Origin of the sequence: Arthrobacter sp. 8AJ (genome assembly GCF_902506025.1) — a bacterium.
In the GTDB taxonomy this organism is placed as follows: domain Bacteria; phylum Actinomycetota; class Actinomycetes; order Actinomycetales; family Micrococcaceae; genus Arthrobacter.
Window position 1 is genome coordinate 3,852,330 of the sequence record NZ_LR733289.1, and the last position, 18,832, is coordinate 3,871,161.

17 protein-coding genes are annotated in these 18,832 nt (G+C 68.1%); 5 read left to right on the plus strand and 12 right to left on the minus strand.

All coding sequences use genetic code 11. From position 1 onward, the window contains the following. Positions 1 to 263: 263 nt before the first annotated feature. Entirely contained in the window at positions 264 to 1,121 is an 858-nt protein-coding gene (locus tag BACI349Y_RS17895) for a putative protein N(5)-glutamine methyltransferase (protein WP_224024471.1), read from the minus strand. 210 nt (positions 1,122 to 1,331) lie between these two features. Here BACI349Y_RS17895 and BACI349Y_RS17900 point away from each other — a divergent pair, with 210 nt between their 5' ends. Both BACI349Y_RS17900 and BACI349Y_RS17905 read left to right on the plus strand, forming a co-directional pair. Next, positions 1,332 to 2,408: a lactonase family protein gene (locus tag BACI349Y_RS17900; protein WP_159633921.1), complete on the plus strand. Its 1,077-nt coding sequence runs from the start codon at positions 1,332 to 1,334 to the stop codon at positions 2,406 to 2,408. Between the two features lie 186 nt (positions 2,409 to 2,594). Beyond that, entirely contained in the window at positions 2,595 to 5,756 is a 3,162-nt protein-coding gene (locus BACI349Y_RS17905) for an alpha-amylase family glycosyl hydrolase (RefSeq protein ID WP_159633924.1), read from the plus strand. A 69-nt stretch (positions 5,757 to 5,825) separates the two neighbouring features. Here the strand turns inward: BACI349Y_RS17905 and malQ are convergent, their stop codons facing one another. Both malQ and BACI349Y_RS17915 read right to left on the minus strand, forming a co-directional pair. Continuing rightward, complete coding sequence (gene malQ / locus BACI349Y_RS17910) at positions 5,826 to 8,048, minus strand: 4-alpha-glucanotransferase (protein WP_159633928.1); 2,223 nt, start codon at positions 8,046 to 8,048, stop codon at positions 5,826 to 5,828. Positions 8,049 to 8,219: 171 nt separating this feature from the next. Further along, positions 8,220 to 8,954, minus strand: a complete 735-nt coding sequence (locus BACI349Y_RS17915; RefSeq protein WP_159633931.1) for a GAF and ANTAR domain-containing protein — start codon at positions 8,952 to 8,954, stop codon at positions 8,220 to 8,222. 178 nt (positions 8,955 to 9,132) lie between these two features. On the opposite strand from BACI349Y_RS17915, the gene BACI349Y_RS17920 reads away from it, so the two are divergent. From BACI349Y_RS17920 to BACI349Y_RS17930, 3 genes are all read left to right on the plus strand, one after another. Continuing rightward, positions 9,133 to 10,179: an aldo/keto reductase gene (locus tag BACI349Y_RS17920; RefSeq protein WP_159633934.1), complete on the plus strand. Its 1,047-nt coding sequence runs from the start codon at positions 9,133 to 9,135 to the stop codon at positions 10,177 to 10,179. A 36-nt stretch (positions 10,180 to 10,215) separates the two neighbouring features. Further along, complete coding sequence (locus tag BACI349Y_RS17925) at positions 10,216 to 10,749, plus strand: DUF488 domain-containing protein (RefSeq protein WP_236560905.1); 534 nt, start codon at positions 10,216 to 10,218, stop codon at positions 10,747 to 10,749. A 94-nt stretch (positions 10,750 to 10,843) separates the two neighbouring features. Continuing rightward, positions 10,844 to 11,140 (plus strand): DUF3040 domain-containing protein, encoded by a 297-nt coding sequence (locus tag BACI349Y_RS17930; protein ID WP_224024459.1) that lies wholly within the window; start codon positions 10,844 to 10,846, stop codon positions 11,138 to 11,140. Here the strand turns inward: BACI349Y_RS17930 and BACI349Y_RS17935 are convergent. The 9 genes from BACI349Y_RS17935 to BACI349Y_RS17975 form a co-directional block, all read right to left on the minus strand. Next, the gene (locus BACI349Y_RS17935; protein ID WP_201302536.1) at positions 11,060 to 12,082 is read right to left on the minus strand and encodes a DMT family transporter; all 1,023 of its coding nucleotides are present in this window, start codon (positions 12,080 to 12,082) and stop codon (positions 11,060 to 11,062) included. The genes BACI349Y_RS17930 and BACI349Y_RS17935 overlap by 81 nt on opposite strands. 41 nt (positions 12,083 to 12,123) lie before the next feature. Then, entirely contained in the window at positions 12,124 to 12,735 is a 612-nt protein-coding gene (locus tag BACI349Y_RS17940) for a TetR/AcrR family transcriptional regulator (protein WP_159633937.1), read from the minus strand. A gap of 3 nt (positions 12,736 to 12,738) precedes the next feature. Further along, on the minus strand, positions 12,739 to 13,359 hold the full coding sequence (locus tag BACI349Y_RS17945) for a gluconokinase (RefSeq protein WP_159633940.1): 621 nt from the start codon (positions 13,357 to 13,359) through the stop codon (positions 12,739 to 12,741). Continuing rightward, complete coding sequence (locus tag BACI349Y_RS17950) at positions 13,356 to 14,432, minus strand: L-idonate 5-dehydrogenase (RefSeq protein ID WP_159633943.1); 1,077 nt, start codon at positions 14,430 to 14,432, stop codon at positions 13,356 to 13,358. The genes BACI349Y_RS17945 and BACI349Y_RS17950 overlap by 4 nt, the downstream gene beginning before the upstream one ends. Then, positions 14,432 to 15,202, minus strand: a complete 771-nt coding sequence (locus BACI349Y_RS17955) for an SDR family oxidoreductase (protein WP_159633946.1) — start codon at positions 15,200 to 15,202, stop codon at positions 14,432 to 14,434. Before BACI349Y_RS17955 ends, BACI349Y_RS17950 begins: the two co-directional genes overlap by 1 nt. Then, on the minus strand, positions 15,199 to 16,140 hold the full coding sequence (locus BACI349Y_RS17960; RefSeq protein ID WP_159633949.1) for a 2-hydroxyacid dehydrogenase: 942 nt from the start codon (positions 16,138 to 16,140) through the stop codon (positions 15,199 to 15,201). The genes BACI349Y_RS17955 and BACI349Y_RS17960 overlap by 4 nt, the downstream gene beginning before the upstream one ends. A gap of 45 nt (positions 16,141 to 16,185) precedes the next feature. Beyond that, positions 16,186 to 16,947, minus strand: coding sequence for an SDR family oxidoreductase (locus BACI349Y_RS17965; RefSeq protein WP_159633952.1), 762 nt, complete (start codon positions 16,945 to 16,947; stop codon positions 16,186 to 16,188). Positions 16,948 to 17,090: 143 nt separating this feature from the next. Further along, positions 17,091 to 18,104 (minus strand): biotin-dependent carboxyltransferase family protein, encoded by a 1,014-nt coding sequence (locus BACI349Y_RS17970; RefSeq protein WP_159633955.1) that lies wholly within the window; start codon positions 18,102 to 18,104, stop codon positions 17,091 to 17,093. Further along, a complete protein-coding gene (locus BACI349Y_RS17975) occupies positions 18,101 to 18,832 on the minus strand; it encodes a 5-oxoprolinase subunit B family protein (protein ID WP_159633958.1) in 732 nt (243 codons plus the stop codon). The genes BACI349Y_RS17970 and BACI349Y_RS17975 overlap by 4 nt, the downstream gene beginning before the upstream one ends.

Consider the following 18,832-nt stretch of genomic DNA (forward strand, 5'->3'; position numbering starts at 1 on the left):
CACATCGACCCCACCCAAACACCCCAACAAAACCACTACTTCAAACCACCCCCGCCACCCCACCCTCGGCAATAATGAAGGCTGGCTGGAAAGACGTTGCTTGAGGCATTGCTTCGGCCATTCGGTGCGCACTTTGAGGCCTGGCAAGATCTGCTAACACGCGCACTTTCAGGAACGGCAGCTGGAGGGGTAGCAGGAACGGCCGCTAGCAGGTTTCACAAACGGCAGCGATAGGTGGGCGCGGCACACGGAAAGCCACTGCCTTACGCCGCGCCCACACCTTGGGCCGGCAGGCGTCCGACGACCACCGTCCCGTCCAGTTCTTCCGACCGCACAGTACGAACCGCGAACCCGGCTGCGGCCAAGATGCCGGAGGTCCCGGCTGCCTGCTGCTCACTGGTCTCGATCAGCAGATGACCGTGGGGAGCCAGCCAGTGAACGCCTTCGGCGGCGACCCGTCGGTGGAAGTCCAGGCCATCCGGGCCTCCGTCGAGCGAGGCAGCGGGTTCGTACAGGCGGGCTTCCGGCGGCATGGTGCGAATTGCACGCGTAGGGACGTACGGAGCGTTGACCGCGAGCACCCGGACCCGGCCGGGCAGCGCGGCGGGGAGGGCTGCGAACAGGTCACCCGCATGGACATGGCCGCCCAGGGGTTCCAGGTTCCGCCGGGCACACCTTACGGCAGCAGGCTCGATATCCGCTGCATGCAGCTCCACCTGCGGGGCATGGCGAAGGATGGCGGTTCCCACGGCCCCGGATCCGCAGCAGAGATCCACCACCACCGGGGGTGCCGGCAGTGCGGCATCCGCCGGGAGGGCCAGGGCGTCCTCCGCCAGCAGGTCCAGGGCCGCGTTGACCAGGAGTTCCGTGCGTCGCCGCGGCACGAAAACGCCGGGCTCAACCACCACGCGGCCGCCGGCAAATTCAGCCCAGCCCAGGATGTGCTCGAGGGGGACGCCTTCCACCCGCTGCTGGATATTGCGTGACAGTTCCGCGGGGCCGGCGCCCTCAGCGAGGAGGAGCCGGGCCTCATCTTCGGCGAAAACACAGCCTGCGGAACGCAACTGGGAGACGATCTGGTCGTAGCCCAGCTGCGGGGATTGGCCGTGAGCAGCCGGCAACCCGTGAGGAGGCTGAACGCCGCCCTCCCGCCAGCCCACGGACACCTCCACGCGGGCTAGGCCCAGGTCTCCGAAGGGCCCCGGGTGGGGAAAATCGACGTAGCTGCAGCCATAACCGCGCCCGCCTCCCTTCTGCCACTGCCGGAAATCCCATGCTAATCGGCGGCCCGGGGTACGGGAATAGGGGCGAAAGCTTGGCAGGATTGGACCATGACCAACGGCGCAGCCATCAACAATGCAGCCACCAACAATCAGGCCAGCAACATCCTGTGGATCGGCACGTATACCCCCGACGGCGGCGGCCGTGCGGACGGCATCGGCGCTGTCCGCGAGCACCAGGACGGCAGCCTGGAATGGTTGGGAACGGCTGTCGAGGCTCAATCGCCGTCGTTCGTTGCTGTACACCCGACCCTTCCTGTGGTGTACGCGGCGGCTGAGCAGCGCAGGAAGGTCCGGGCCTACCGCCGGCACGGCGAGGCCGCCCTGGAACCCTACGGGGAACCGCAGCCGGCCGGTGAGGCCACCTGCCATGTTGCCGTTGACCCGCACGGCCGCTTTGTCACGGCCGCGTGCTGGGGCGACGGGCAGGTCCTCCTCTACGAGCTGGATTCCGACGGCGGCATGGCCGGGCGGTTCCCCGCCGCACCGTCGGTTGATCCCCACGCGGCCCTTTCTCCCGGCAGCCCGCGGCAAAGCCGCGCCCACGCCAGCCTGATGCTCCAGGACGGCCGCGTGATGACTACAGACCTGGGCCATGACACCCTCCGCATCTGGACCTACCAGCCGGGCGCCGGGCTGGTGGCGGACCACGAGGTGGTCCTCCCCTTCGGCTGCGGCCCGCGGCACCTGGTGGGGCACCCGAACGGGAACGTCTTCATCGTGTCGGAGTACTCTGTGGAAGTCTTCGTGGTCCGTCCCGAGGCCGGCACCTACGAGCTGGTATTCCGCGGACCTGCAACGGCGGGAGGAAGCCAGCAAGGCGACTCCGCCGCCGAGATCTGCCTTGGCCCCCGGGGAAACTTCGCCTATGCCGGCGTGCGCGGCTCCAACCTCATCAGCGTTCTGGAGGTTGCCGGGGATGGCACCGAACTGATCCCCGTCAAGGACTTTGACAGCGGCGGGAACTGGCCGCGCCACCACGTGGTCCGCGGAAACTGGCTCCATGTGGCGCACGAACGATCACACAACATCGCGACCTTTGAGCTGGATCCCATCACCGGCCTTCCCGGACGGGTGCTGCACACCCTGCATGCCGCCTCGCCCACCGCGCTGGTAGCCGCCAGCTAGCACTGCAGGTCCCGGCGGAAACTTCGCGCGCCAGCGCGCTCCCTAAACACTGGAGTAATTCAGTGCAAGCGCTTACAGTTGTGACTTGGTTCACAAGACAGCATGCTGTTCTTCGAACCCTCCTGCCGCATCCCCATTCAACGGCAAGCCTGTACAGCAGCGCTGCTTCCCAGGAAGGTCTCACCCTTGTTATTCCGCACCCCTCCCGGCGCGCCCCCACGCGCCCACCAACCGGCACGTCCAGCCGGAACACCGCACCCTTCAGTAACCAGGCCAACCCGGAAGCGCATTGCAGCCCGATCCGCGGCCGGTCTACTTGCAGCCGCCGTCGCCGTCTCCGCAGCAGTCCTCTCGGCCCAGGCCGCCCCCAACGGTCCAGGCTCCAACGGTCCCGGTTCCAACGACCCCGGCAGCAGGAACCGGGGATCCGCGCCCGCCCTGCATTCGCTGCGCGGTCCCGTGACGGACGAAAACTTCTACTTCGTCATGGCGGACCGGTTCAGCAACGGCAGCACGGCCAACGACCAAGGCGGCCTTGGCCCCGATCCCATGGTCTCCGGCTTCGATCCCACGAAAAAGGGCTTCTACAACGGCGGCGACCTGGCCGGCCTCCGGAACAAGATCGACTACATCCAGGGCCTGGGCACCACGTCGATCTGGCTGACCCCCAGCTTCAAGAACAAGGCAGTCCAGCCGGAGGACAAGTCAGCCGGCTACCACGGCTACTGGGTCACCGACTTCACCCAAATCGATCCGCACCTGGGAACCAATGACGAACTCAAGGCCCTGATCGACGAGGCCCACGCACGCGGCATGAAGGTCTACTTCGACATCATCACCAACCACACCGCTGACGTCATCGGCTACCAGGAGGGCGACCGCAAGGGCTACGTGTCCAAGGACGCCGCCCCCTACAAGACGGCCTCCGGCGAACCCTTCGATGACCGCGACTACGCCGGCACCGGGACCTTCCCCCAGTTGGACGCGAACACCTCATTCCCTTACAAGCCCGTCCTGGCACCCGGCGAAGAAAACCTCAAAGTGCCGGCCTGGCTGAACGACCCCACGCTGTACCACAACCGGGGCGACACCACCTTTACCGGCGAGGACTCCATGTACGGGGACTTCTTCGGCCTCGATGACCTGTTCACCGAAAACCCCAAAGTAGTGCACGGCATGGAGGACATCTACAAGTCCTGGATCGGCGACTTCGGCGTGGACGGCTTCCGGATCGACACCATGAAGCATGTCAACAACGAATTCTGGCAGGAATTCGGCCCCAACGTGCTCAGCTACGCCAAAGAGCACGGCAAGGACGAGTTCTTCATGTTCGGCGAGGTCTTCGACACCACCAAGAGCTTCACGTCCCAGTTCACCACCCGCAACAAGATGCAGGCAGTCCTGGACTTCCCCTTCCAGGATGCGGCCCGCAACTTCGCGTCCAGGAGCCAGGACGCCAAGGCGCTGCAAACCTTCTTCGCCGGCGACGACTGGTACACCGACGCCGACTCCAACGTCTACGAGCTCCCCACCTTCCTGGGCAACCACGACATGGGCCGCATCGGCAGCTTCATTGCCCAGGACAACCCGGCTGCCGGCGACGCCGAGAAGGTGGCCCGGAACGAGCTGGCCCACGAGCTGATGTACTTCTCCCGCGGCAACCCGGTGGTCTACTACGGCGACGAGCAGGGCTTCACCGGCCCCGGCGGCGACCAGGACGCCCGCCAGACGCTCTTCGCCAGCAAGGTGCCGGAGTACCTTGACGATGACCTGCTGGGCACCGATGCCACGCACGCCACGGACAACTTCAACCCGGGCCACCCCCTGTACGCCAAGATCAAGGAGCTGGCTGCCCTGACCAAAGAGCACCCGGCGCTGCGGAACGGCGCCCACCAGCACCGCTACGCCTCGGACGGCCCCGGCATCTACGCCTTCTCCCGCACGGACGCCCAGGACCAGCGCGAATACGTGGTGGCCCTGAACAACAGCGCCCAGCCACAGACGGCCGAAGTCCCCGCCTACATTGCCAAGCGCAGCTACACGCGCATCTACGGCGAAGGGGCCGACGAAGCCAAAACCTCGGAGGACGCCAAGCTGACGGTCACTGTGCCGCCGCTCTCCGCCGTCGTCTACGAATCCTCGGGGCGGATCCCGCACTCAAAGGCTGCACCCGCCGTCGCCCTCCAGCAGCCGGCCGCAGCCCCAAGTGACAACGGGCGCATCAACGTGACGGCCGACGTCGACGGTTCTTCGTTCTACGAGGTCACCTTCGAGGCCCGCACGGCAGGCGGCCAGTGGCAGCCGATCGGCACGGACGACACCGCCCCCTACCAGGTGTTCCATGACGTCGCGGCCCTGGACGCAGGGACGCCCCTGGAGTACCGCGCCACGGTGCTGGACAACGGCGGCCACACCGCCACCAGCCAGAGCCGCCAAGCCAGCGTCCCCGCGCCCGTCCTGACCCTGCAGAAGCCGGCCGAAGGCAGCAGCGTGGAAGGAAAGGTGGAACTTAGCGCCACCGCCGATCCGGAGAAGGCCAGCTACGTAGTGACCTTTGAGCGCAGCGTGAACGGCGGAGACTGGACGGCGGTGGGCACGGATTCGTCGTCGCCCGTGTACTCGGCAACCGATGATGTCTCCACGCTGGCCGACGGCACGAAAGTCCAGTACCGGGCCGTCATGGCCGGCACGGGCTTCAGCGTCACCAGCGGCACCAGGACCGTCACGATAGGCCAGGCGCCGCAGCCGGACTCGGTGACGGTGGCCGGATCACTGAACCAGGCCATGGGCTGCACCGCGCAGTGGGATCCCACGTGCCAGCAGGCCAAAATGGTCCTGGACCCGGCGGACCGCATCTGGCGGCTGACCGCCGACCTGCCGGCCGGGAAGTACGAGTACAAGGCAGCGCTCAACGGCGGCTGGGACGAAAACTACGGTTCCGACGGCCAGCTGAATGGCCAGAACATCGTGCTGGACCACCCCGGCGGACCGGTCACGTTCCGCTACGACAACAGCACGCACCTGCTCAGCGCCGTCTACGCGTCGCAGCAGCCGTCCGCCGTGGCGGCGGCCGGAAGCATGGACAGCGAGCTGGGCTGCGCCACCGACTGGGAGCCCGCCTGCCAGCAGGCCCAGCTGGTCCTGGACCCGGCAGACCTCGTCTGGAAGCTCACCGTGCCTGACCTGGCGGCAGGGAGCTACGAGTTCAAGGCGGCCCTCAACAAGTCATGGGACATCAGCTACGGGGCCGGCGGGGCAACACCCGGAGCCAACATCGTGTTTGAGCACGACGGCGGCCCGGTCACCTTCCGCTACGACCACTTCACCCACGTGATCACCGCAGGCTAGTTCAGCGGAACAACCACCATGGCCCCGCCGCTTACGGAAGCGGCGGGGCCATGGTGGTTAACCAGCCAGTCAGGACCCGTGCAGGGATCCCTCCACGGCAGCGAGCAGTGCGTTGAAGCGCCTATTGCCGGGGAGGTCGTCCAGGTAAACCGGCCTGCCGTCCGGCCCGCCCAGCGGAACCTGCCAGTTTGGATACAGGGCTTCCGTTGTTCCGGGCTGGTTCTGCACCCGCCGCTCCCCCACCGCGTCCACCAGTGCCACACCGAGCAGTACAGACGGTGCCTGGGCCAGCAGGAGGTGCAGCGCCTCGATGGTGTGCTCCTCCGCCGACTGCGCGCCGGCTCCGCCGGCTGCCCCCTCGGACAGGTACCCGCGTTCGCGCAGCAGGGCAAACATCTTCTCCAGCGACGCGTTGTGCTCGGCTCGTTCTTCCTCCTCAGACCGCTCCAGCAGCCCCAGCCGGCTCCGCAGCCCCACATGGTCGCCGGCAAGGTACCCGGCCGTGGGCGGAAGGTCGTGGGTGTTCACGCTGGCGAGCGCCTGTGTACGGTACTTTTCCGGTGCAAGGGGCGAATCGCCGTCGTACTCAAACCACAGGATTGACGTGCCCAGGATGCCGCGGGCCGCGAGGTAGTCACGCACCCAGGGCTCGAAGGTGCCCAGGTCCTCGCCGATCACCACGGCACCGGCGCGGTGCGCCTCGAGGGCCAGGATGCCGATCAGGGCCTCGTGGTCGTAGCGGACGTAGGCACCGTCCCCCGGCGCATTTCCCATGGGGATCCACCACAGCCGGAACAGGCCCAGGATGTGGTCCACGCGGATGCCGCCGGCGTGGCGCAGCACGTTGGCCAGCATGTTGCGGAACGGTTCGTAGCCGGCTTCGGCCAGGCGGGCGGGGTGCCATGGCGGCTGGCCCCAGTCCTGGCCCTGCTGGTTGTACATGTCCGGCGGCGCGCCCACGCTGGTGTTTGGGGCGAGCACACGGCCCAGGGTCCACGCGTCGGCACTGTTGTGGTCCACGCCGACTGCGAGGTCGTGCACCACGCCCAGCCGCATGCCGGAGCGGAGGGCCGCCTGCTGGGCGCTTTCCAGCTGCTCGTCGCAGATCCACTGCAGCCAGCGGTGGAAACCGATCCGGTCCGCCAGCTTCTCCCGCAGGGCCTCCGCTTCCGGGGTTCCGATGGCGCACGCCGGATCCACCCATAACGGATCACCGGGCGCCAGGTCCTCGCGGATGGCGGACCAGAGCGCAAAATCGTCCAGGCCGCTGCCGGAGATGCGGCAGAACTCCTCGAAGGCCGCCTGCCGGGAGGGCGAACGCCGCGTGTGGTACAGCATCTCCAGTGCCTGCAGCTTGGCTGCGTAAACGGCGTCCCGGTCCAGCCGGGCACCGTCTCTGTTCAGGCCGGCCACTTCCTCGTGCAGCTTTTCCAGCGCCGCCCGTTTCCGGGGCCGGAGGTACGCCAGCTCGGGGATGGCCTCGATGCGGATGTACAGGGGGTTGAAGAACCGGCGGGTGGACGGCGAGTAGGGCGAGGGCTGGACGGGCGGGACAGGCTCCGCCGCGTGCAGCGGATTGACCAGCACATAGTCGGCCCCGCGCGCGCCGCTGATGGCCGCCAGGTCCGCCAGGTCCGAAAAGTCGCCGATGCCCCATGACCGCTTGGACCGGACCGAATACAGCTGCGTGGCCAGCCCCCAGCCGCGGCGTTCCTCAAGGGGCTTGGCCGTGCCCAGCCGGGCCGGTGTGACCACCAGGACGGCACTGGCCGTGGCGCCCTCCGATTCCGCATGCAGGGTGTGCCAGCCCAACGGCAGGTCCTCGGGAAGGGAGAACGTGGCACGTCCGGTGGAGACGCCGTCCACCTCCCGGGGCTGGATCCAGATGTCCTGCTGGACCGCCTCCCGGGATCCGGCTCCCCCTTCAAGGGCGATGGTGAGGCTCGCGGTGGCGCCGTCCCGCACATGGACCGGCACCTGCGCCGGTTCACCCTGTTTGATGACGACGGCGGCCGGCAGCATCCGTCGCCAGGGCGCCAGTTCCACCTCCGCGAGGGCGGCCTCGATGTGCTGGTTGGTGTGCGCCTCGACTCCGAGCGCTGCCAGCACCTTGATCAGGGTTGCTTCGGCAACGGAATGCGGAAGCCCGTCCCAGCCCTGGAAGGACGTGCCCACGCCATGCGCGTCGGCCAGCCGCTGCAGCAGGCGCGGATCCACCGGCCCCGGGGCAGCGGCAGGAGGGTCTGCCGGCCTCGTCGGCCGTGCTGCGTGCTGCTGGTCTGAAGCCGTCATGGGTGTCCGCCTCGTCTGTGATGGTCCCGGAACTTGCAGTGCTGCCTGTCGTGCCGGGCGCTCACACCCCCGTGCACAACCGTTGGTTCAGATTATTGCAGGGCGGCGCAGAGGCGAAACCCAGGCGACATGCAGCCGGGCGGGGAAAAGTTGGAGGGTGGATCCGGCCGGCTACGGATCGAAGTGCGTGGTCACCGGCCCGTCGCTGACCCGGCCAAGGACTTCAGCGGCCAGGTCCCGCAGCTTCTGGTTCCGGTGGCTGGACGCCTTGGTGAGCAAGGCCATGGCTTCATCCTGGGTACACCGGTTCTGCGCCATGATCACCCCGCAGGCAAGGTCGATCGTGGTGCGGTTCGCCATGGCGGCCTTCAGGTCATCCGCCAGGTTCTGTGCGTCCGCGATCCGCAGGGCCAGCCTCAGCGCCCGGCCGGCAAGGTCCGCAAATCCCTCCGCCGTGCGGATGACGTTGGGGGCAAAGACATCAGGCTCCGCGGCGAAGAAGTTCAGCGCGGCTGCCTGGTTCCGGTCCAGTGCCAAGGGTACGCCCAGCACGCTGCGGCAGCCGTTTTCGGCCAGCACCTTCTGGTAGTCGGGCCAGCGGGTATCGGTGTGGACGTCGGAGAGGACCATGGGCTGCATTGCGTCCAGGGATGCGATGCACGGCCCCTCCCCGAGGACCTGTTCCAGCTTGTCCAGCACGGCGGCCCGTTCGCTGCTGCCGGCAATGGTCGCGCTGCGCTTGCGGCGGCGGAGCGTGACCCCGCATTCGATGAAGACACCCGCCGCATCGCTGAGCGTTGACGCGGCCACAACGGAAAGCTCGGACAGGAAGTCAGCGACGTTGCTGCTGCCGATGATGAGGTCGTGCAACTGGACGAACTGTTCATCGCTGCTGAGGATGCCCATGCCCTCAATATAGGCGTAATTCGCTCCTCTTTGCGCGCCACAAAACGTCATCCCCGCTGCGCCGGTTACTCCATGCGACGAAAAGAGAAGGACTGCAACGGAAATCTGCGGCCGCCGGCCTGATCTGTGTAGCGTCGTGACAATCCAGGGCACGGCAACTGAATGGAGGAGACCGGAGATGAGCCTGAGCGAACTGCGGGTGTTCGGACGGTCGGGAACCCCCATCAGTCCCCTCACCCTGGGGACCATGAACTTCGGCGAGGGGACCGGCAACGGCCAGGGTGCACCCACCGGCGCTGACGAGAGCATCCGCATCATCCACGCGGCACTGGACGCCGGCATCACAGCGGTTGATACCGCCGACGTCTACTCGCAGGGCGAATCGGAGCAGGTGGTGGGCCGCGCACTCCGGGGACGCCGGGACGACGTCTTCCTGGCCACCAAGTTCCACGGCCAGATGAGCCCCAACCCCGCGCATTCCGGGAACTCCCGGCGCTGGATCACCCAGGCGGTGGAGGGCAGCCTCCGCCGGCTGCAGACGGACCGGATCGACCTCTACCAGGCCCACCGGCCGGACTACAACACCGACGTCCTGGAAACCATCACCACCCTGAACGACCTCATCCGCCAGGGCAAGATCCTGTACTACGGCACCTCCGTGTTCACGCCGGCGCAGCTGGTGGAGGCACAGTGGCTGGCCACCACCAACCACCTGATCCCGCCGCTGGGCAACCAGGTCCCGTATTCCATGCTGGTCCGCGGCAATGAACGCGACGTGCTGCCGATTGCCCAGCAGTACGGCCTGGGTGTCCTTGCCTACGGCCCCCTGGCGGGCGGCTGGCTTTCCGGCAGCTTCGTGCTGGAATCGGGCAAGCCGCCCACCCGCGTCCATACGCTTCCCGGCCGGTACGACCTGTCCGGACCGTCCAGTGAGCGGAAGCTGCTCGCCGCAGACTCATTGGCCCGCCTGGCGGACAAGCTGGATCTGTCCCTGGTGGACCTGGCCGTGGGATTCGCCCTGACCCACCCCGCCATCAGCAGCGTGATCATCGGCCCCCGCAGCGAAGAACACCTCCAGGCGTACCTCCGCGCGGCCGACGTCCAGCTGGGCGAGGCAGTGCTGGACGCCATCGACGACCTGGTGCCCCCGGGCACCAACTTCGTGGAACGGGATGCGGGCGCCATCGTGCCGTCCATCGAGTTCGCCGAATTACGACGACGGTAGCCGGCTTCTGCGGGCCACCCCGCCCCCGTGCCTATCATGGCTTCGATGAAGGCCCTGTTCACCGTAGGTCACGGCACCGCTTCCCAGGAGGACTTCGCCGGGTTGCTCCGCAGCGCCGGGGTGACGTCCCTGGTGGATGTCCGGATCGGGCCGGGCAGCCGCAAGTACCCGCATTTCGGCAAGGACCGTTTGGCCCTGTGGCTTCCGGAGGCGGGTATCGGCTACCGCTGGGAGAAGCGGCTGGGCGGGTTCCGCAAGCTGCTCCCGGACTCTCCGGACACGGCCCTCCGCAACGAGTCATTCCGCGCCTACGCAGGCTATATGCGCAGTGAAGACTTCCGGGCGGCAGCCGCAGAACTGGTGGCAGGCTCCCAGGCGGCAACCACCGCCATCATGTGCAGCGAAACCCTGTGGTGGCGCTGCCACCGCCGCCTCATCGCGGACCACAGCGTCCTGCTGGCGGGCCTGCCCGTTGAACACCTGATGCCGCCGGCCAAGGCAGTTCCGCATGTTCCCACCAAAGGCGTACGGGTAACGGAAAATGAGCTGCGCTACGACGTCCTGGAGTGACGGCCGTGCAGCGCCACTGGACCTATTGACTAACCGGTAGAAGGCTCCTACGGTCGATACCGTTACCGCCTCCCAGGGAAAACAGGGGCCCGCCATGCCAATGTCCGATGAGGAGCGACGCCTGCTCAAGGAGCTCGAACTGGGGCTGATCGCGGACGATCCCCACCTGGCCATGGAACTGTTGTCCGGCTATCCGGCGCGGCGTTTCCCCGCAGGCCTGTTCCCGGGGATGCTGGCGGCCCTGATCGGCGTGGTGCTCATCCTGGCTGGGGCCGGAGTCCCTGCACCGGGCGCGGTGGTGCTAGGGATCTTACTGCTGGGCCTGGGCGCCTGCCTGCTCCTGGGTCCCACGGTGCTGGCCCGGAGCGCGGGGCGGCAGCACACCGGCTGATCCTGCGGCAGGCTGTTCTTTCGCCCCCGGCTGTGCCGCTGCAGGTGATGATGCCGGACGGGTGCGTGGGGTCAGGATGAACAGGCTGGCCAGGACGACGGCGGCGCCAAGCCAGCCGAGTGCCGGAAGCCTTTCGCCCACCACCAGCACCGCCAGGACAGCAGCCACCACGGTTTCCAGCAGGGAGATGCTGGTGGCGGTACTCGCCCCCACGCGGGCCAGGCCCCAGCCGAACAGGACATACCCGGCGAACATCGGAACCACAGCCATGTAGGCCCCCACGCCCGCGTTGCCCCAGGACTCCAGCAGCGGGCCGCCCGTCACCGCGAGGACAGGCATCAGGAGGAGACCGCCCAGCCCGAAGATGCTGCCCATGGCGGCCCTGGCCGTGACCCCGGTCCCCGCCAGGCGGTGCGCCGCCCACGAATACAGGGCATAGGTGGCGCCGGCCAGCAGCCCAAGGAGGATTCCCGCCGTCGGACTGCAAGCCGTGGCCTCCCCCGCAGCAGCCGGGACCGGTGGTGACACTGCGGCGGCATGCCCGGCAAACGAGAGCATGGCGGCGCCGCCGACTCCCAGCAGGGCCCCAAGAATCCATTGCCTGCTCAGCGGTTTCCTGTCCGCGAAGCGTTCGATGAGGGCTGCCGCCACGGGGGCCGAGCCGATGGAGACGACGGTTCCCACGGCTACGCCGGAGAGATGCATGGAGCTGTAGAAGGCCAGGGGGTAGGTGGCCACGGCCGCGGCACCGAGCAAGACCAGGCGCCACCGTGCGAGCAGGCTGCCCGCCTGGCGGCCGATGTGCCGCGCTGCGAAGAGCGCCTGCAGCAGGCCGCCCAGTCCCATTGCCACGGCGCCAATGGCCAGCGGGCTCACGCCTGCGGCGAAGGTGGCTGCGGTCCCGGTGGTGCCCCAGAGGACGGAGGCAGCCACCACGGACATCGCTCCCCAGCGTTGGGCCTTGGGGTGGTGGCGTTCGCTGCTCACAGGGCGTCCAGCAACTGACCGGCCATGCGCCTGGCGTCCTTCAGCGGACCGTCATTGCCTTCCAGCCCGGCGCGGGCCATGGCGCCTTCGAGCAGGAACGCCAGATGCGCGGCGATGGCGGGGACCTGTTCTTCCCGGCCCTGCAGCAACGGCGATACGTGCCCGGCCAGGAGTTCCTGGACTTCCTCCTTGTGGCGGCGCACAGCGTCCCGGCCGGGATGGCCGGCCGGCAGTTCAGCCGCGGCGTTGAGCAGGCCGCATCCCCGGAAGCCGTACTGGTAGGCGAAGTTGGCGTGGTCCAGGTAGGCATCGAAGACGGCCAGGACCTGGCTGCGCGGTGTCGGCGCCGTTGCCAGCCGCTTGCGGTACAGGCCGAGCCATTCCTCGTGCCTCGCCTCAAGGTAGGCGGCCACCAGATCCGCCTTGGAGCTGAAGTTGTTGTAGAGGCTCTTTTTGGCCACTCCGGCTTCGGCCGTGATGGTGTCGATCCCGGTGGCTGTCACGCCGTTGGCATAGAAAAGCCGCGCGGCAGCGTCGAGCAGCAGTTCGCGGGCGGGGCGGCGCGCAGGGGTCGGGCTGACAGGTGATGAGAGGCCGGCAGCAGCCATGGTTCACTCCTCGCGCAGGTGGACAGCCTCCGGGACACACCCGGGGTCAGCCGGGGCCCAGGGAGCGCCTGCCTCGAGCTGCCGGGCCACCCCTTCCACAAGGACATCGAGAGGCTGGGTAATGTCGCCGAGAACGTGGGCCTCGTCCGCTGCCAACTCCTCCAGCGCTGCGAACTGGGACTCCAGCAGCGTGCGCGGCATGAATTCGTGGGCCCGGGCATCCATCCGCGCGCCGATGGTTTCCGCGCTGCCGGCGAGGTGGACGAACACCAGGTCCGGCGCGTAACTGCGCAGCAGGTCGCGGTACCGGCGCTTGAGCGCGGAGCAGGCGACGATCGGCGGCACTGTTGGCCCGCCGTCGGCCGTTCCTTCAAACAACCCGGGCGCCGCTCCAGGCAACCCGTCCCGTCCCGCCAGCAGGCCGCCCAGGACGGCGAGCCATGGTTCCCGGTCGCTGTCGGTCAGCGGTATCCCGGCGCCCATCTTTTCCTTATTGGCGGCGGGGTGGAAGTCGTCGCCGTCGAGGAACGGCCTGCCCAGCCGGCGGCCCAGGAGGGCGCCGACGGTGGACTTCCCGCAGCCGGAGACTCCCATGACCACCAGCGGTGGCAGGTGCCCGCTCATTGGGCCTGCCCCGCGTCGCCGAAGGAGAGGAGCACCTTGCCGGAGCTGGTGGAGTCCTTGGCTACCTCGAAGGCGTGGAGGGCGTCGGCCACCGGGAATTCGTGGGTGATGACGGGCTCGATGTGCAGGGACCCGTCGGCGAGGGCTGCGATCACGTCATCGATCTCGTCGTTGAAGCGGAACGAGCCGAGCAGCTGCAGTTCGCGGGTGATGGCCAGCGAGATGGGCACCGGCTGCATGCCGGTGGGCAGCAGCCCCACCATCACCACGGTGCCGCCGCGCACCGCGCCGCGGATGGCCGAGGCCAGCCCGTGGTGGTTGCCGGAGGATTCGATCACGACGTCGGCCTCCACGGCGGCGATGGCTTCGGTGTCCGCGGCGTTGATGACCTGGTCGGCGCCCACGGCCGTGGCGATCTCCAGCGGCTTGGGGTGAAGGTCGACGGCGGTGATGTGCGCTGCGCCGGCTCGCTTGAGGACGGCGACCGCGAGGGCGCCGATGGGGCCGGAGCCGATGACCAGCGCGGTCTTCCCCCGGACATCCCCGGCCCTGGACACGGCATGCCAGGCGACGGACGCGGGTTCGATCAGTGCCGCGGTGCGCAGGTCGATGCTGTCCGGCAGCGGGCGGAGCATCCGGACGGGCAGCGTGACGTAGCGGCTGAAGGCGCCATCCTTGTGCGGGTAGCGGGCGGCGCTGCCAAGGTAGGTGCAGCCAGGTGACAGGTTGGGCCGGTCCGCCGGATAGCGCGCGGCGCCTGGACCGGGCGTTGCGGGGTGGACGGCGACGGCGGTCCCGGCCTGCGGCCCGGAGCCATCCGCCGCCTGGCGCACCACCGTGCCGGAGATCTCGTGGCCCAGGACCAGCGGCGCCTTGAGGATGGACTCCCCGGCCGCGCCGTGCAGCCAGTAGTGCAGGTCGGAACCGCAGATGCCGCCGTAGAGGACCTCGACCACCGCTTCGTCGGCTGCGGGCCGGGGCACCGGGACCTCGTCGATCCGCAGGTCGCCGGCGGCGTGCGCCACCAGTGCCGGGCCGGTGGCGGGCAATGCGACATCAAGGGGCGTTGCCATCAGACCACCACCGTCATTCCGCCATCAATGAAGATGGTCTGTCCGTTCACAAAGTTGGAGCCGTCCGAGGCCAGCCAAACCACCGGACCGGCCAGGTCCTCCACGGTGCCCCAGCGGTGGGCCGGTGTCCGGCCGAGGATCCACGAGTTGAACTCCTCGTCGTCCACCAGGTTCTGGGTCATTTCGGTGTGGATGTAGCCAGGTGCCACGGCGTTGATCTGCAGTCCAGAGGCTGCCCATTCTGCGGTCATGGCACGGGTGAGGTTCCGCAGCCCGCCCTTGGCCGCGATGTACGGGGCGATGGTGGGCCGGGCCAGGTCGGTCTGGACAGAACAGATGTTGATGATCTTGCCCCGGCCCCGGGTGATCATGTGCCGGGCGGCTTCGCGGCCCACCAGGAAGGCGCTCGTGAGGTCCGTGGAGAGGACGCGTTCCCAGTCCGCCACATCCAGGTCGAGCATGGGGACGCGGTGCTGGATGCCGGCATTGTTCACCAGGATTTCCAGCGGGCCTACGTTGTCTTCGATCCAGCGGATGCTGCGGGCGGCGGCGTCGTCTTCGGTGACGTCGAAGGCCACGCTGTGGATCCGGCCGGGCGGGAAGTCTGCCGCCATGGCCGCCTCGGCGTCCTTGAGCCGCTCCGGGTTGACGCCGTTCAGCACTACTGTTGCGCCGGCGTCGGCCAGCGCCCTGGCAAGGGCAGAACCGATGCCCCTGCTTGAACCGGTGATCAGGGCTACGCGCCCCGTGAGATCGAACAACGCGCTCATGCGAAGGGTCCTTCCTGCACCAGGTTGGCCGGGGTTTGGCCGGCGGCCAGGGCCACGAGCTGCTGCTTCAGGAGTTTCAGGATCCGGGGCTCAAAGGCCGAGGCGTTGCCGCCCACATGCGGGGTGATGAGGGCGTTTTCGGCGGACCACAGAGGGTGGCCGGCGGGCAGCGGCTCGGGATCGACAACGTCGATGGCGCACTGGAGGCGGCCGGAGACCACTTCGCGGGTCAGGGCCTCGGTGCTGATGACGGCGCCGCGGCCCACGTTCACCACCAGGGCTCCGTCGGGCAGGGCGGCCAGGACGCCCCGGCCCACCAGGTGGTGGGTGTTGTCGTTCAGGGGCAGGACGGAGACCAGGATGTCGTGGTCGGCGGCAAGGGCCACCAGTTCATCCGGGCCGTGGACTTGCCCGGCGGCGTCCGTGCGGGCCGTGCTTCCCACCCGGGTGATGGTCACCTCGAAGGGTTCCAGGCGGCGGGCCAGTTCCTTGCCGATCCCGCCGATGCCCAGCAGCAGGACCTTGCGGTCGGCCAGGGACTGGCGGCGCTGCGGCTTCCAGCTTTCAATCTGCTGGTCCTTGACGGCCTGGTCGATGCCGCGCAGCTTGGCGAGGATGAGGCCAACGGCCAGCTCCGCGGTGGCAGCTGCATGGACGCCCGAGGCGTTTGCCACCGCGGCGCCCGGACCGGCCGCCTCGCAGACGCCGTCGTATCCTGTTGACTGCGTCTGCACGAACTTGAGGTCCGGGACCTTGCCCAGGGAACCCAGCACTTCCCCGGCGTTGAGGTAGGGCAGGATGACGCCGTCGATGCTGCCCAGGTCCCCACCGGGGGCCTCCTTCATGTCCCACACCACCCCGCGCAGGCTGCCGGGAAGCGGCGACAGGTCGGCCAGGAGCCGGGAATCGGGAAAGCTGACGGTGTGCACATGCTGCATGGGTGGGGACCTATCGGTTGGTGGTGGTTGAAGTGCGGGCGGACGTCAGGCGGTGGGCTCGCGGCGGTCGAAGGTCAGGCCGCCCGGGACCTGGAAGGTGGGCATGAGTTCAAGCATGCCAACATTCACGTGCCGCGGCGTCTCAATGGCGTAATCAAGGGCGTTGACAATGTCATCGGTAGTGAGCGATTCGTAGCCCTCGTAGTACGTATTCCAGGCTTCTTCCATGGCCTCGGGGCTGCCGCCCAGATTGCGGCCGAAGATTTCGGTTTCCACCCGGCCGGGGCAGATTTCGGTGACGCGGATGCGCTTGCCCACGGTGTCGTTGCGGAGCTGGCGGGAGATCTGGTGCACCGCGGCCTTGGTTGCGTGGTACACGGTGTGGCCATAGAAGTTGTACAGGCCGGCGATCGAGCTGATGTTCACCACGTGGCCCCGGTCCCGCTCCACCATGCCGGGCAGCACCAGCCGGGTGAGCTGCAGCAGCCCGCGGAGGTTCACGTCCACCAGTTCGTCGATGTCCTGCTCGGAGGAGTCCAGGATGTTGCCGGGCCGGGACACGCCGGCACAGTTCACCAGGACGTCCACCTTGAGGTCGCGGACGACGGCGGTGAGCGCGGCCGTGTCGGTCAGGTCCACCACGTGCGGGACTGCTCCCGTGCGGTCCGCCAGTTCAGCGAGGCGTTCCTCGTTGCGGGCCACCGCGTGGACGGTCAGGCCGCGCTTGGCCAGCCGTTCGGCGATGGCTGCGCCCATGCCGGTGGAGGCTCCGGTGACGAGGGCTGTTGTGTAGTCGGAAAAAGGCATTTGGTACTCCAGAAAGTGGGAAGTGACGGGCTCCTGCGTCCGGCGCGGGGCCGGGCGCAGGTGTCCCCGGTTGGCAGGGGGTTAGGGATTGCGTAGCGGTTTGTGGGTGCGGTCCTGGGCGGCGGGAAGGGCATTCATGATGTTCAGGCTCCTGACGCCGGGCTGAGTTCGTACCAGCGCTGGCCGGCGCCGATCCCGAGGAGTCCGAAGACTGTGGTCATGGTGTTCCGGAGTTTGTCCAGTTCCAGGCAGGCTGTGCGGTGCATGGCTGTTGCTTCAGCCACGGATGTCTTTCTGAAGGTGACGGTGTGTCCAGGCCTGGACTGCGCCAGGACGTCCAGGGAGCGGCTTGTGACCACTCCCAGGACCGGATAGCCCGCCGTGACGCCGCGTCCCCGGTGCAGGACCAGCAGTTCGTCCCGGGACGGAACCTCGATGGCCCCCACCGGGACACCGCGGGAGAGGACCTCGGAGGTCAGCTGGCGTTCGGGCAGTGCGCCGCCGAGCCGGAGTCCGATGTGGTTGCTTCGGGGACTCACGGTGTATTCCGTGGTGAAAAGCAGGTCTGCGGTGTCGCCGAATTCGGCCACGTCCGGCCCGTCCGTGACGTCGATGACCGGGTGGGTGGTGAATTCCGGCTTTGCCAATCCCAGCCTGAACAGGGGCAGGCCGAAGTGAGGCTGCGTGATGGGTGCGGTGGTCTTTTGCGTTGCGAGCAGGGTGCCCTCAACGAGTTTCAGTCCGAAGCCCACCACCGTGTCCGGTGCGCAACTGCCCAGCAGCATGGGGACGGTGAAGGATCCGTGGACGGCGATGTAGGCCCGGAGACCGGTGCGGATTCCGCGGACCGTCACTGTTTCGCCGGCCCGGACGGAGACGGGCTCCCACTGGGGGCAGTCGCGGCCGCCCACCGTGAGGTCCAGGGGCGCGCCGGTCACGGCGATCAGCAGGTCCGTGGTGGCGCGCATCCTGAAGTCCAGGGCGGTGAGTTCCAGCAGCGGATCATTGTCCCCGTTGCCGGCCAGGATGTTCGCGGCCTTGGCCGAAAACTGGTCCAGGGCCCCGTTGACGGGAAGTCCGAATGCAGGGCCGTTCGTCCGGCCGAGGTCGGTGACTACGGAGTGGCCGGGCTGAAGGATGACAAGTGACCCGGTCATGGCCGTGCCTCCAGGAACTGCCCCTCGAAGTGTCCGAAGTCCTCGGCGGGAATGCGGTAGAAGCGCAGTTCATCGCCGGGGACGTATGGCACCAGGGGTTCGCGTGCTGCGTCCAGGACCGTCAGGGGGGTCTGGCCGATGACGCACCAGCCTCCTGGTGCCACTGCGGGTGCGATCACGGCTTGGCGTCCGGCCACGGATACGGCACCGGCGGGAACGGACAGCCGCGGGTCCTTGAGCCTGGGGACGGCGACCGGGAAGTCTGGTCCGTCCATCATGGGAGATCCTGCCGGCGCTCCGAGGCAGCGGATGACGTAGGTCTTGGCCGTGTGCCGGGCGATGACGTCCTCAACGTCCAGGCCTTGGTGCTCCGCCACGCGGTCCAGGTCTGGCCCGTAGCTGCCGCCGTACACCACGGGGACTTCGAAGCGGCGCGGCTCCCGCAGGGCGGTGCCGGTGAAGTCCAGCTGGCGCATGCCCAGGAGCACGAAGGCCCGGACCTGGCGGGCGGAGGTGAGGTAGGGGTCGAATTCCACCAGGACGGAGTCGTAGGTGGGAACGGCGCCGTGGATGCCGTCGACGCCGGCGGCTGCCAGCCAGCCTGCCAGGGAATGGACGGTGGCCCAGTTGGTTTCTGCGTCACCGGACCGTGCCACCACGCGCAGGGCGGCGTCGCCGGACTCGTAGATGTCCAGCGTTGTCTGGCTGGTCGTCGTTGTGGCGGACAT